The organism is Rhizobacter sp. (genome assembly GCF_035702065.1).
Classification (GTDB): domain Bacteria; phylum Pseudomonadota; class Gammaproteobacteria; order Burkholderiales; family Burkholderiaceae_C; genus Rhizobacter.
This window is the reverse complement of record NZ_DASSRA010000010.1, coordinates 1-12,272: the sequence shown is the minus strand read 5'-3', so window position 1 is coordinate 12,272 and position 12,272 is coordinate 1. Positions and strand designations below refer to the sequence as shown.

12 protein-coding genes are annotated in these 12,272 nt (G+C 69.0%); 5 read left to right on the top strand and 7 right to left on the bottom strand.

The features are described 5' to 3' along the window. From VFL64_RS00490 to VFL64_RS00465, 6 genes are all read right to left on the bottom strand, one after another. Positions 1–2,202: PQQ-dependent sugar dehydrogenase (locus tag VFL64_RS00490; protein ID WP_489538417.1), on the bottom strand; the 2,202-nt coding region annotated here is incomplete at its 3' end. Positions 2,203–2,260: 58 nt separating this feature from the next. After that, a complete protein-coding gene (locus VFL64_RS00485) occupies positions 2,261–3,100 on the bottom strand; it encodes an anti-sigma factor family protein (protein ID WP_489538416.1) in 840 nt (279 codons plus the stop codon). A gap of 2 nt (positions 3,101–3,102) precedes the next feature. Beyond that, the gene (locus tag VFL64_RS00480) at positions 3,103–3,633 is read right to left on the bottom strand and encodes an RNA polymerase sigma factor (protein WP_489538415.1); all 531 of its coding nucleotides are present in this window, start codon (positions 3,631–3,633) and stop codon (positions 3,103–3,105) included. 27 nt (positions 3,634–3,660) lie between these two features. Then, on the bottom strand, positions 3,661–3,906 hold the full coding sequence (locus tag VFL64_RS00475) for a DinB family protein (RefSeq protein WP_489538414.1): 246 nt from the start codon (positions 3,904–3,906) through the stop codon (positions 3,661–3,663). 129 nt (positions 3,907–4,035) lie between these two features. After that, positions 4,036–5,784, bottom strand: a complete 1,749-nt coding sequence (locus VFL64_RS00470; RefSeq protein ID WP_489538413.1) for a carbohydrate-binding protein — start codon at positions 5,782–5,784, stop codon at positions 4,036–4,038. A 252-nt stretch (positions 5,785–6,036) separates the two neighbouring features. Continuing rightward, on the bottom strand, positions 6,037–6,915 hold the full coding sequence (locus tag VFL64_RS00465) for a M14 family zinc carboxypeptidase (RefSeq protein WP_489538412.1): 879 nt from the start codon (positions 6,913–6,915) through the stop codon (positions 6,037–6,039). 86 nt (positions 6,916–7,001) lie between these two features. Here VFL64_RS00465 and VFL64_RS00460 point away from each other — a divergent pair, with 86 nt between their 5' ends. The 5 genes from VFL64_RS00460 to VFL64_RS00440 all read left to right on the top strand — a co-directional run bounded on the left by VFL64_RS00460 (position 7,002) and on the right by VFL64_RS00440 (position 11,493). After that, on the top strand, positions 7,002–7,520 hold the full coding sequence (locus VFL64_RS00460; RefSeq protein ID WP_489538411.1) for a flavin reductase family protein: 519 nt from the start codon (positions 7,002–7,004) through the stop codon (positions 7,518–7,520). A 112-nt stretch (positions 7,521–7,632) separates the two neighbouring features. Then, a complete protein-coding gene (locus tag VFL64_RS00455) occupies positions 7,633–8,292 on the top strand; it encodes a peroxiredoxin (RefSeq protein WP_489538410.1) in 660 nt (219 codons plus the stop codon). A gap of 5 nt (positions 8,293–8,297) precedes the next feature. Next, on the top strand, positions 8,298–9,332 hold the full coding sequence (locus tag VFL64_RS00450) for an MBL fold metallo-hydrolase (protein ID WP_489538409.1): 1,035 nt from the start codon (positions 8,298–8,300) through the stop codon (positions 9,330–9,332). Between the two features lie 197 nt (positions 9,333–9,529). Next, a complete protein-coding gene (locus VFL64_RS00445; RefSeq protein ID WP_489538408.1) occupies positions 9,530–10,648 on the top strand; it encodes an SIR2 family protein in 1,119 nt (372 codons plus the stop codon). 32 nt (positions 10,649–10,680) lie between these two features. Next, the gene (locus VFL64_RS00440) at positions 10,681–11,493 is read left to right on the top strand and encodes a hypothetical protein (protein WP_489538407.1); all 813 of its coding nucleotides are present in this window, start codon (positions 10,681–10,683) and stop codon (positions 11,491–11,493) included. 7 nt (positions 11,494–11,500) lie between these two features. Here VFL64_RS00440 and VFL64_RS00435 read toward each other — a convergent pair whose 3' ends face one another. Continuing rightward, complete coding sequence (locus VFL64_RS00435; RefSeq protein ID WP_489538406.1) at positions 11,501–12,151, bottom strand: ATP-binding cassette domain-containing protein; 651 nt, start codon at positions 12,149–12,151, stop codon at positions 11,501–11,503. Positions 12,152–12,272 lie beyond the last annotated feature (121 nt).

The following is a 12,272-nucleotide window of genomic DNA, read 5'->3' as shown; positions in this document are numbered from 1 at the left end:
CAGATCGAGCCGCCCGATCACGAGCGAGCAGCCATCGGCGAAGTAGTAGCCGCCGCGGTAGCCCACCGGGAAGCGGCCCGCCTCGGGGTAGAAGTTGCCGGCCGAGATGACGCAGCCGGTGAAGAAGCCACCCATGCCGTTGGGCGCGGCGTCGTGGTCGTAGGCGAAGAGCGGCGAGGTGATGCCCGCCGCCGTCGTCGGCCCTTCGGTGGACGGCCAGCCGTAGTTGGCCCCGGCGGCGCCGACGTTGATCTCTTCCCAGGTCAGCGAGCCCACGTCGTTGATGTGCATGCGCCCGTCACTCGGTCGCACGGCGAAGCTGAAGGGGTTGCGCAGGCCTCTGGCCCATATCGCGCAGCGCAGGGTGGCCGGCGTGGTGCAGAAGGGGTTGTCGGACGGGATGCTGCCGTCGTCGTTGAAGCGCAGCATCTTGCCCATGGGGTCGTTCAGGTCGGGCGACTTGGAGCCGTCGGAGTTGTCGCCGACAGCCACGTAGAGCTTGCCGTCGTTTCCGAACTGCAGCGCACCGCCGTTGTGGTTGACGGCCGGCGACAGCGCCGGCAGGTCGGCGATGCGCAGCTCGCTGCCGGTTTGCACGACGTTAGGGTTGGACGCGTTGGCGGTGAAGCGGCTGACGCGGTTGTGGGTGCCGTTCTCTGTCGTCGTGTAGTGCAGGTAGAGGTAGCGGTTGCTCGCGAAGTTCGGGTGCAGCGCCACACCGATCAGGCCGCGCTCGCCGGTGGGGTCGACCGGCAGGGTGATGAACGGCGTGGGCAGCAGCGTGCCCTGCGGGGTGACCACGCGCAGGCTGCCGGCCTGCTCGGCCACGAAGAAGCGGCCGTCGGGCGCCTGGGTGAAGGCGGTGGTGTCGCCGAGCCCGTTGACCCAGTTCTCGACGTGGGTGAAGCCCGCCGGCTCCGCACGCGTGCCGGCGAACTCGACGGTGGCGCTGGCCCAGGGCGACAGGTTGCCGGCCGCGTCGCGCGCCCGCGCGCGCACCACGTGCTGGCCCGAGGCATAGAGCGTCGAATCGAGCTGCACGCTGTAGGGCGCCGTGGTGTCGGTCGCGCCCACGGGCACGCCGTCGACCTGGAAGTCGACGCCGGTCACGCCGACGTTGTCGGTGGCGGTGGCGCTCAGCGTGAGCACGCCGGCCAGGCCGCTCGCCAGGTGCGCGGGCGCGGTCAGCGTGGCCACCGGCGCCTGGGTGTCGCCGCCGGTCGCCGGGGTGACGGTGACGCCGACAGCCGCGCTGGAGGTGGCGGCGCCGGCGTTGTCGGTGGCGCGCGCGGTGAGCGTCACGGCGCCGCTGGCCGCAGGCACCCACGCCACCGCGTAGGGCGGTGCCGTGTCGGTGGCCCCGACCTTCACACCATTGGCGAAGAACTCGACGCCGGTGACGAGGCCGTCGCTGTCGCTCGCAGTCGCCGACAAGGGGACGGTCGCCCCCGCGACGACGCTGGCCCCTGCCAGCGGCGCGGTGAGTGCCACGCTCGGCGGCGTGTTCTGCGCCGGGCCGATGTCGGTGTAGCTCGCGGTGTAGGTCGTGTCGCTGGCCGGCGTCGACAGCGTGTGCGTGGCCGAGCGGCCGCTGCTCCAGCTGGCGAACTGGTAGCGCCGCCCGCCGAAGTCCTGCACGGGGGGCGCCACCAGGTCGCGTTCCAGGCCCACCACGCCGGTGAAGGCGGTCGGGCCGGTGACGGGCTGGCCGTCGAGCGTGAGCGCCAGCCCGGTCGGCAGGGTGGCCAGGGTGACCTGCGCGGTCTGCGGCGCGATGTCGCGCGTGGTCTCGTGCGTCGCGCCGGCGCTGTCGGTGGCGCGCAGGTGGAAGCGGTAGAAGATGTTGGCCGAGGTTTCGCCGCGCGTGGGCACGCTCACGGAGCCGCCGGCGCCGATGGTCTCGGGCTGGAACGGGTGGCTGTGGGTGTCGTGGTGCATCTCGGCCCACCAGGTGAGCTGGGCGGGCGCGAGTGCGCCGTCTTCCGGGTCGGTGGCGCTGACGGTGACGACGAGGGTGTCGCCGGCGCGGAAGCTGCTGCCCGCTGCGGGCGAGCCGATCACCGCCAACGGTGCCTGGTTGGGTGGGAGGGGCGGAGGCGGCGCGTCACTGCCCCCACCACCGCCCCCGCCACAGGAAGCCAAGGTCAGCGCCACCAGCACGTACGCGGCGCGCAGCGCCACGCCTCTTGTTGCTCCACTCATCTTGCCTCCAGCCTGGTCACGCGTGGACCGGTGAGCGTCTGGGGCAAATCACGTGCCGCTACCTGGCCCCAGGCTGTTGCTTGTAGATGCTCTCGGCCAGTGCCAGCAGCTGCTCGCGCGGCAGGCTGCCGGCGAGGGCGTAGCCGATGCCTTCATCGACGCAATAGAACAGCCCAAGTTCCCCTTGGCGCTCGTAACGGAAGGCGAAGTCGGTGCCGTTCTCGGGCTTGCGCAGGTAGACCGTGACGCGCTGCGGCGCGCTGCCGACCGCCGCGGGCTGCGTGGCCTGGTACATGAGCTGCGCGCTGGGCCCGGCGGCATCGGGCAGCAGGCGGCCGCCGACCAGCTCGAAGCCCTGGGCGCGCAGGTCGAACAGGCGCACCTGGAAGCCCAGGCGGCGCGTGAGCCAGCGGACGAGGTGCTCCTCTTGCGCGCGGCTCTCTTCGGCCGAGGGCGCTGCCACGGCCACTTCGACCGGGTGGCGCTGCTCGGGCACGTAGACGGCGTGCGCCACCGCGGCGCGCTGCACCCAGCCGGCGGGCTTGGCCGCGGCCACCGCGACACGCTCGCTGCGCCATTGCGTCACCAGGCCCGCACCCACGGCACCGCCCAGCACGAAGACCGCCGCAGCCGCGGCGGCCATGCGCCAGTTCCGGTGCGCGGGCGGGTTGCGCCAGACGATCTCGGACAGCACCTCGGGCACCGGCTCGTCGGCCATCGGGCCCAGGCGGGCGCGCAGGGCGTCGCGGTCGGCGGCCCACAGGCGCACGCGCGCGGCCTCTTCGGGGTGGCCGGCGAGCCAGGCCTCGACCTCGGCCATCTGCGCCGGAGGCAACTCGCCGTCGAGCCAGGCGCTCAGGCGCTCGTCGGTGAAGGAGGAAGGGGTGGGGCTGTTCATGATCAGACGACACGGTGCAGGGCGTGCACCGAGGCCACGGGTTTGCCGTCGAGCAGCACGCGCAGCGCGGCGCGCGCGCGCGAGATGCGCGACATCACGGTGCCGATGGGGATGTGCAGCACCTCGGCGCACTCGGCATACGACAGGTCTTCGACCGCCACCAGCAACAGCGGTTCACGTTGCTCCGGGGTGAGGCGGTGCAGGGCGGCCAGCAGGTCCATGCGCAGGCCGACATCGGCGCCGGGGTCGCTGCGCTGCTGGTCCTGCTCGGTCTGCAGCACCTGCGGGTCGACGATCAGCAGGCGCGCGTTGCGGCGCTGCGTGTCGCGCCAGGCGTTGTGGGCGATGCTGAGCAGCCACACGACGATGTCGCGCCGCTGGTCGAACTGGTGCCAGTGCGCAAGGGCGCGCTCCAGAGTGGACTGCACGAGGTCGTCGGCGCTGGGGCCGTCCATCACCAGCGAATGGGCATAGCGGCGCACCCGCGGGATGGCGGCGAGCAGCTGCTGGCGAAAGGAAGGAGGAGCTTGCACGTCTCGTTTACGCCGCGTGGCCGGGCGCTATTCCGCCTTCCAGATCGCGGCCTCGGAAAAGCCGAGAACGCGGAAATCTTCCACACGCCGCGGCGCGTCGTCAGCGCAATAGAACTCGTCGAGCTGAGGCGGCGGCACGCGCGTGCCGGACAGCATGGCGTGCACCTGGCCACGGTGGTGGGTCTTGTGCTCGAACAGGTGGGCGAGCAGGCGGTGGTTGGCCCAGGCGTTGTTGTGGGCGGCTGCGATGAGGTGGCGGGTGATGAGCTGCATGCCGTGCCTCCTGGGCCTGCCGTTATACCGTGACGACAAGAAGTGGCGGGGGCAAGAAAATGGCCCTCCGCGGTACGGAGGGCTCCAAGTTGGCGGCGCGTGGTGCGCGCCTCGTCCGCAAAGAACGTCTTACTTCCAGTCGGCGCCCTGCAGCAGCGGGTCGTCGGGCAGGCCGAACTGCTGGCTGACCTTCTTGCCGATGCTGCCCGGGGTGGCCAGCGCCGCGCTGCCGCAGCTGCCGGTCGCCTTCTTCAGGATGGACCACAGCATCGCGCCATCGCGCGGGTTCTTGCGCGGGCTGGTGCTGGCCAGCACGGCGCCGGTGTAGCGCTCCACCGAGTAGGGCGCATTCACGGTCACGCTGTACTGGTCTTGCAGGTTGCGCGAGCCTTCGCATTGCGCGTCGGCGTTGTTGACCACCAGGTTCGCGCCCGACCAGCCTTCGGGTGAGGTTTCCAGGCCGATCGACACGATGGTCGAGGCCGGGTAGAGGCTGCGGTAGTCCTTGTAGGCGGTGACGCCGTCGTAGTGCTCGAAGCGCGCGTCGTAGCTCATCACGTTGACCATGTCGAGCATGGCGGCGGTGGCCGGGTACTTCAGCACCACGCCGCGCTCGCGGCCGGCGTTGCCGCCCCAGTACGACATGCGGCCGGCGCAGGCCGGGTCGGCCGCGGTGCCGGCGGTGCAGTCGGCCCCGGTGGACCAGCCGGCGAGCGTCAGCACGCGAGCGCCGCCCGCGCGGTCGACCGCGGCACGCAGGGCCTTGATCGAGTTGGCGTAGCGGTCCACGTCGCCGTCGACCTCGTAGTCGACATCCAGGCCGTCGAAGCCCATCTCGGTCATGAAGCTGGCCAGCGCGTTGATGATGCCGCCGCTGCCCGCCTGGCCCTGCGAGGCCAGCGCACCCCAGTTGCCGTAGGTCGCACCGCCCACCGCCAGGATGACCTTGATGTTGCGCTGGTGCAGCACGTCGATCGCGGCCTTGATGTCGCGCGGCGTGGCGTTGAAGTTCACGCCGGTGCCCGACCAGCTGTTCGCGGCCAGGCCCGCCCACGAGAAGTTGGGGTCGGCGAAGGCCACCATCACGTGCGTGTAGGTGCCGGGGATGCGCGCGAACTTGCTGGCGCGGTAGACCTCGTTGGCGCTCTTGCCGGTGGCGTCGAACCAGTTGTCGCTCCAGGTCGGGTAGTAGCCGACGTAGACGCGCTTGCCCTGGTCGGCGCGCACCGATTCAGAGACCGTCAGCGGGTCGGATGGCGCAGGGGCCGGGGAGGGGGATGGAGAAGGACTGGGCGAGGGAGAAGGCGAAGGGCTGGGGCTGGGCGAGGGCGCCGGCGACCCGGTGCAGCTGCCCACCACCGTCCACGGCTGGCCGCTGCCGGTCGGGCCGCTGCTGGTGGCGGGGTTGTTGCCCTGCGTCCACCAGTTGGCGCGGTAGTTCACGCCGTTGTAGCTGACCGTCGCGCCGCCGGTGTAGGCGGTGGAGGCCGACCAGGCCAGGTAGCAGGTGCCGCCCGGAGAGGGGCTGGGGGCTGGACTGGGGGAAGGGCTGGGCGCCGGGCTCGGCGATGGGGTGGGCGCCGGAGCCGGCGCGGTGCCGCTCAACGCGCGCCACAGCGTGGGCGTCGCCGCCGGGTTCCAGTTCGTGCCGGCCCACGCGGTGTGCGCCACGATGGCCACGTACTCGCGTCCGCCGTAGCTGACCACCGCACCCACGGCGTAGGTGGCGCCTTCGCGCCAGGCCGGGGCCGTCGTGGCCTGGGCCAGCAGCGTGTCCTGCCTCTCGGTGTCGAAAGCCAGTGCGGCCTGCGCCTGGCCCCACAAGCTGCCAATGGCGACCACCATCGCGGTCGTTCCCAACGTCGCCTTCACCTTCATCGCGTCCTCCTGTCCTGGTTGGAACCGGATCGGTTCTGCGGCGCGATTCTGTTGGGGCGGGCGAGATCGGCGCAGGCCCGGTTGCAACAAGATGCGAATACCACTTCGGCGACCTGAAACGACACCGAAATACCCATGTCACGCACGACGCCCGGCGCGCAGAGGTATCTTAATGGTACTTAAGTGGTATTTAGTCGCTGGCGGCCGAGGGCGGCCGTTGCAATCGCTTGCAAACTGCCCCGCCGAACGCACTCAGCGCTGTTCGCCGAAGCCCATGCGCTCGCCCACCCAGCGCAGCAGGTCGATCCACATCTGCCGCATCTCGGCGTCGGTGGGCGTGCGGATCGCACTCGGCAGCTCGATGGTCACCACCGGCACGCCCTTGTGCACGCCGCCGTAGTGGCCGAGCGAGCCGGGGAAGATGCCCACGCGGTCGAGGTAGAGCCGCCCCAGGCGCTGCGGCGGCACGCTGGGGCCGTCGTAGTCGAGCACGCCGTAGGGCGCGTGCACGGTCACGATGAGGTCGGGCTTCCACTGCGCGATGGTGTCGACAATGAAGCGGCTCTCGGGCTCGGAGAGCGCCGCCGGGCCGGGCCAGCGGCGCGGGTCTTTCTTGGTGCGCTTCTCCCAATACACCGGCGCGTCCTTCTCCCAGCCGGGCGTGGGGAAGTTGCGGTTGAGGTCGACGCCCCGTGCGTTCACGCGCGTTGGCCGGGGCAGCAGCAGGCCGTCGGGGTTGATGGCGGGCAGGAAGCGCCAGTCCATGCCGGCGGCGGTGTCCTGCGCCTGGGCGATCCAGTGGAAGACGAGCGCGGTCGACGACAGCTCGTCGCCGTGGATGCCGCCGATCACCAGCACGCGCCGGTTCGGCTTGGCCGGCTTGGGCGGCAGCACCGAGACATCCTGCGCCACGGGAGCGAGCACGTCGCGCTGGTACAGCGGCACGCCTCTCACCGAGCTGGGGCCCGGCGCCACCAGCGCGGCCTGCTCGCACAACGCGCGGCTGAGGTTGGGCAGTCGTCGCGAGAGCTCTGCGCAGTGGCCGGGAGGTGCTGCGCCCCAAGCCGAACCGAGCCCTGAGCAGGCCGCTCCCACGAGCGCCAGGCAGCGCACAGCGTGAATAAGTCTCATGCGGCAAAGTGTAGTGGTCGCTCGCATGCAGGCTCTCGCCAAACCCCCTAGATGGGAGTTGGCCCTGCTGGCGAGTACCCATCACAATGCGCCCCATGAATGCGTTGCTGCGCCCGGTGGCCCCTGCCTTCTCCGCCCAGGAGTTCCGCGCAGCGCTGGGCAGCTTCGCCACCGGCGTGACGGTGGTCACCGCGCTCGACGCCGCCGGCCGCCCGGTGGGCCTCACCGCCAACTCGTTCAACTCGGTCTCGCTCTCGCCACCCCTGGTGCTGTGGAGCCTGTCCAAGCGCGCCGGCTCCATGCCGGCCTTCACCGCCGGCTCGCACTACGCGATCAACATCCTCTCGGCCGAGCAGCGCCTGCTGGCCGAGCGCTTCGCCTCCAAGGACATCGACCGCTTCGCCGGCGTCAACTTCCGCCGCGGTGCCGGCGGCGCGCCGGTGCTCGAAGGCAGCGCCGCGGTGTTCGAGTGCTTCAACCGCAGCCAGTACGAAGAGGGCGACCACGTCATCTTCGTGGGCGAGGTCGAGCGCTGCGAGAAGCGCGAGGGCGCGCTACCGCTGATTTATCACGGCGGGCGCTACTTCACCGAACTGCCACTCTGAGCAGGGGCGGCACCCGCCGCCTTGCGCAGGCCCTGACGCGCTCGCTATATTGGCCCTCTCCCGACGGCCCCTGCGGCCGCGTTCTTCGGCTCACCACTGAGAAGGAGCTGCCATGTCACTGCGCATCAACGACACCGCCCCCGACTTCAGCGCCCAGACCACCCAGGGCCCGATCCGCTTCCATGACTGGATCGGCGACAGCTGGGCCATCCTGTTCTCGCACCCGAAAGACTTCACGCCCGTGTGCACCACCGAGCTGGGCTACATGGCCGGCATCGAGAAGCACTTCGCCGAGCGCAACTGCAAGCTGATCGGCCTCTCGGTCGACCCGGTGGAGAACCACGCCAAGTGGGCCGCCGACATCCAGGAAACGCAGGGCCACGCCGTCAAGTACCCGATGATCGGCGACACGGATCTGGCCGTCGCCAAGCTCTACAACATGCTGCCCGCTGAAGAGCCCGGCACCTCGGAGGGCCGCACCGCCGCCACCAACGCCACCGTGCGCTCGGTCTTCGTCATCGGCCCCGACAAGAAGATCAAGCTCATGATGACCTACCCCATGACCACGGGCCGCAACTTCGACGAGATCCTGCGCGTGCTCGACTCCATGCAGCTGACCGCCAAGCACAAGGTGGCCACGCCCGTGAACTGGAAGCCGGGCGAAGACGTGATCATTGCCGGCTCGGTCTCCGACGACGACGCCAAGAAGCTCTTCCCCAATGGCTGGAAGGCGCCCAAGCCCTACCTGCGCATCGTCAAGCAGCCGGGCTGAGCGGCATGCTCTTCGAACAGATCGCGACGGGCGGCTGCCAGTCCTACCTGGTGGGCTGCCCGCAGACCTGCGTGGCCGCGCTGATCGACCCCGAGAACAGCCAGCTCGACCGCTACCAGGCACTCGCCGCCCAGCACGGCCTGCGCATCCGCTACGCGATCGACACCCACACCCACGCCGACCACTTCTCGGCCACGCGCCGGCTCGCGCAGCAGCTGGGCGCCAAGACCGTGATGCACCGGCGCAGCCCCTACCCCGGCGTGGACCTGCGGGTGGACGACGGCGAGCTCATCGCCATCGGCCAGCTGCGCCTGCGCGTGCTCTACACGCCCGGCCACACGGCCGACTCGATGTGCCTGGTGGCGCCGGACCGCGTGTTCACTGGCGACACGCTGTTGATTGGCGGCACCGGCCGCACCGACCTGCCGTCAGGTGACCCGGAGGCGCTGTACGACAGCCTGTTCAACCGGCTGCTCAAGCTCGACCCGGCGCTGCTCGTCTACCCCGCGCACGACTACAAGGGCCGCGGACATTCCACGCTCGCCGCCGAGATCGCCGGCAACCCGCGCCTGCAGAAGCGCGAGCGCGAGGCCTTCGTGGCGATGATGCGCGAGCTCAACCTCGGCATGCCCACCCACCTGACCGAAGCGCTGCGCACCAACATGAGCGGCGGGCGCACGGTGGCCGAGATGCTGTCCGAGGCCGCGGCCTCGGTGTCCTTCATGTCGCTCGAGGAGCTGCGCCGCCTGGTCGCCGATGGCACGTCGAGCGACCTGGTGATCCTCGACGTGCGCGAACGCGACGCCTACGACGCCGGCCACGTGCCGGGTGCGCGGCTGTTGCCGCGCGGCCAGCTGGAGCTGCGCGTCAACGACGAACTGCCGGACCCGACGAAACGCGTGCTCACGGTCTGCGAGTTCGGCCGCATCTCCACGCTGGCCGCCGCCACGCTGCACGAGATGGGCTTCCAGCGCGCCATCGCGCTGGATGGCGGCATGAAGGCCTGGCGCGAAGCGGGCTACCCGGTGGAACGGGCCTGACTCGCAACTCGTTCGTCCCGCTCTGGGTGTCCGAACGCATCCGACCTGCGCCGTCGCTGGCACCGCCACACGCCTCGCCATCGCTCACCTTCATCCTCAAGGTTGCTGACGATTCGCAAGCCCATCGGGTCTAAGGTCGGCCGGGCTGGCGCTCGCTGCCGCCTTTGCCGCACGCCTGGACCCGATCGGAGACTCGCATGAAGACGGTATTTGTTCTTGGTGCCGGTGCCTCTCGCGCCGCCGGCGGCCCCCTCATGTACGACTTCATTGATCTGGCGGCAAGGGTGTTGCGCAGAGGCGAAGCGGGTTGGGCTCAAGAGCACTTCGAGGTCAGCCTCGAAGCCCGGCGAAAGCTGCAGCATGCCTACGTCAAGTCCACGATCGACCTGGACAACATCGAGAACCTCTTTGCCACCTACGGGATGGCCAGCTTGATCGGGCGCTTGTCCAACCTGGATACGCAGCTGGTCAAGGGGCTGCCAACCAGCTTGCGCTACCTGATCATGCGCACGCTGGAGCAATCCATCCTGTATCCGCTGACCGGCCGAGATCACACGGTCGTCGCGCCCTACCCCTACGCGGCCTTTGCAGAGCTGCTTCTGGAGATGCAGTCGCTGAGGGAGTTCGCACCCTTGGCGATCATCAACTTCAACTATGACCTGTGCCTGGACTACGCCCTGGCACTCAAAGGCGTTCCCGTGAACTACGGACTGGGCGGCGCTGCCAAGCATGCACCGCGCGGCGTACCGCACTACAAGGTGCATGGCTCCCTGAATTGGTTTCGCGACGGGGCCACATCGCTCATCGAGGCAGCGCCGCTGAAGCCCATGCTGGCCAAGACCTATTGGGATCGTCTCGGGCTGGACAGGGAGGCGGAGCGCCCCATCGACACGATGGAGCTGCTCTTTGGATCAGAGAAGTGGGGCGAGTCGCTTCACCCCGAGCCCATCATCGTCCCGCCCACCTGGAACAAAGGGTGGTACCAGGAACAGCTGCGAACGGTCTGGACTCGTGCGAGCGAGGCGTTGTCGTCCGCGGAGAACATCTTTGTCATCGGCTACTCGCTGCCGCCGTCAGACCAGTTCTTCAGGGCGTTCTGGTCATTGAGCACCATCTCTGACAGCGTCATAGAGCGGTTCTGGCTGTTTGATCCCTCAGGAAAGAGCGACATCGTCGACCGCTTCTCGTCGATGCTGGGGCCCGCCATCATGGATCGGGGCAAGTTTCGCTACGAAGCGCTGAAGTTCACCGGCGCGATCAAGTTCATTGCGAACTACCTGGGGTTCAAGGAAGAGGTCGAGTTGATGGATCGCTAGGTGCGGCGTCCACCGCGCCAACTGGAGGCAACATGACTGACACAGCGCAAGCGCAACCCGGTGCGATCGGTGAAGCGGAAAGCCTTGCCCGGGCCAAGCTGGGGCGATGGGTCACCTACTTCGCGCTCGCGGCCATCTCCCTGCTGGCCTTGACCGCGATCCTCGTCTCCCTGCCTGGCGGAGCCGAGTCCAAGGAACGGTATGCCCACGCGAAGGACATCCTGACCATCGTTCTCCCCGTGATGGGCACATGGGTCGGCACCGTACTGGCCTTCTACTTCTCGCGAGAGAACTTCGTGGCAGCGGCAACCCAGACGGCCAATCTGGTCCGGCAACTCACTCCAGACCAACAGCTTCAAGGCATCTCAGTCACTGCAGCCATGCTCGACATGTCCAACCCTGCGGTCAAGAAGCTGACCCTCGCGGACTTGTCGCACGCCTCCACCATGAAGCTGAAGGCCGACGTGGTGGATGCGCTTCTGGAGAAGGATGGGCGCAATCGCCTGCCGATTCTCGACAAGGACGGCAAGGTTCTCTTCGTCCTCCACCGCAGCTTCATCGACAAGTTCCTGGTGAGCCGCGCAGAGCTGGGTGGCACGGCGCTGGCCGATGCCACGCTGGAGGATCTACTGAACGACCCCACGCTGAAACTGATCTTCCAGTCGTTTGTGGTCGTCGGCAGGTCAGCGCGCCTGCTCGCCGTCAAGCAGGCGATGGACGGCAACCCCAACTGCTCGGACGCCTTCGTGACACAAGACGGCACGCGTGCATCGACCTGCGTGGGCTGGATCACCAACGTCATGGTGCGAGAGCACTCGCTTCCTGTCGCAGGGCAAGACGGGTAGCTGCCCGTCAAGCCGCCTGCGGCAAGGGCGGCGCCAGCTTGCCCAGGTAGTGCCGCACGCGCGCGTCGCGCGCCAGCTGGTCGAGCGAGCCCGCCTGCAGGATGCGGCTCACGCGCTGCTCGTCCTTGTGCACGAAGAGATAGCGATCGCACACCTCGTTGAAGATGTCCAGGTGCACCGGCTCGTTGGGGTGCAGGCACAGGAACACCAGCCGCCCCGCGCCGCGCAGGCGGCGGAAGAAGTCGAGCATGAAGCCGATGTAGCCGTCCTGCGTGTTGAACTGCGGCTCGTCGAACAGGTGCACCAGCGCGCGGTCGGTGGCGGCGTGCTCGAGCATGAAGGAGGGCAGGGTGCGCGTGAACGAGCGCACCTGGTAGCTCTGGTGGTAGTGCAACGCCAGGCGGTCGCGCTCGCGGTAGCGCACCTTGTGGATGTCCTGCCCGGCCACCAGCACGCGGCCCTCGCTGGGCAGGTTGCTGCCGGTGATGAGCTCGAACATCGTGGTCTTGCCGGCGCCGTTGGCGCCCATCACGCCGACGATGGCGGGGCCGTCGATGTGGAAGTCGGCCTCCAGGCAGAAGGTGGTTTGGCGTTGCGGCCAGCCGCGCTGGTAGCGCTTGACGAGGCCTTCGACTTGCAGGAGAGGTTGGGTGGTCATGGCGTCAGATGCCGAGCAGGCGGCGTTGCATGTCAGGGTCTTGGCGGAGTGCTTCGGCCGGGCCTTCGTGCACCACGCCCCCCTGGCGCATCACGACCACGCGGTCGGCCACGCCCAGCGC

What these genes read in the sequence shown, in the direction of transcription:
- VFL64_RS00485 (WP_489538416.1), bottom strand. Translation starts at nt 3,100, where the DNA reads ATGAACAGCCCCACCCCTTCCTCCTTCACCGACGAGCGCCTGAGCGCC.
- VFL64_RS00475 (WP_489538414.1), bottom strand. Translation starts at nt 3,906, where the DNA reads ATGCAGCTCATCACCCGCCACCTCATCGCAGCCGCCCACAACAACGCC.
- VFL64_RS00470 (WP_489538413.1), bottom strand. Translation starts at nt 5,784, where the DNA reads ATGAAGGTGAAGGCGACGTTGGGAACGACCGCGATGGTGGTCGCCATT.
- VFL64_RS00465 (WP_489538412.1), bottom strand. Translation starts at nt 6,915, where the DNA reads ATGAGACTTATTCACGCTGTGCGCTGCCTGGCGCTCGTGGGAGCGGCC.
- VFL64_RS00460 (WP_489538411.1), top strand. Translation starts at nt 7,002, where the DNA reads ATGCGCCCCATGAATGCGTTGCTGCGCCCGGTGGCCCCTGCCTTCTCC.
- VFL64_RS00455 (WP_489538410.1), top strand. Translation starts at nt 7,633, where the DNA reads ATGTCACTGCGCATCAACGACACCGCCCCCGACTTCAGCGCCCAGACC.
- VFL64_RS00450 (WP_489538409.1), top strand. Translation starts at nt 8,298, where the DNA reads ATGCTCTTCGAACAGATCGCGACGGGCGGCTGCCAGTCCTACCTGGTG.
- VFL64_RS00445 (WP_489538408.1), top strand. Translation starts at nt 9,530, where the DNA reads ATGAAGACGGTATTTGTTCTTGGTGCCGGTGCCTCTCGCGCCGCCGGC.
- VFL64_RS00440 (WP_489538407.1), top strand. Translation starts at nt 10,681, where the DNA reads ATGACTGACACAGCGCAAGCGCAACCCGGTGCGATCGGTGAAGCGGAA.
- VFL64_RS00435 (WP_489538406.1), bottom strand. Translation starts at nt 12,151, where the DNA reads ATGACCACCCAACCTCTCCTGCAAGTCGAAGGCCTCGTCAAGCGCTAC.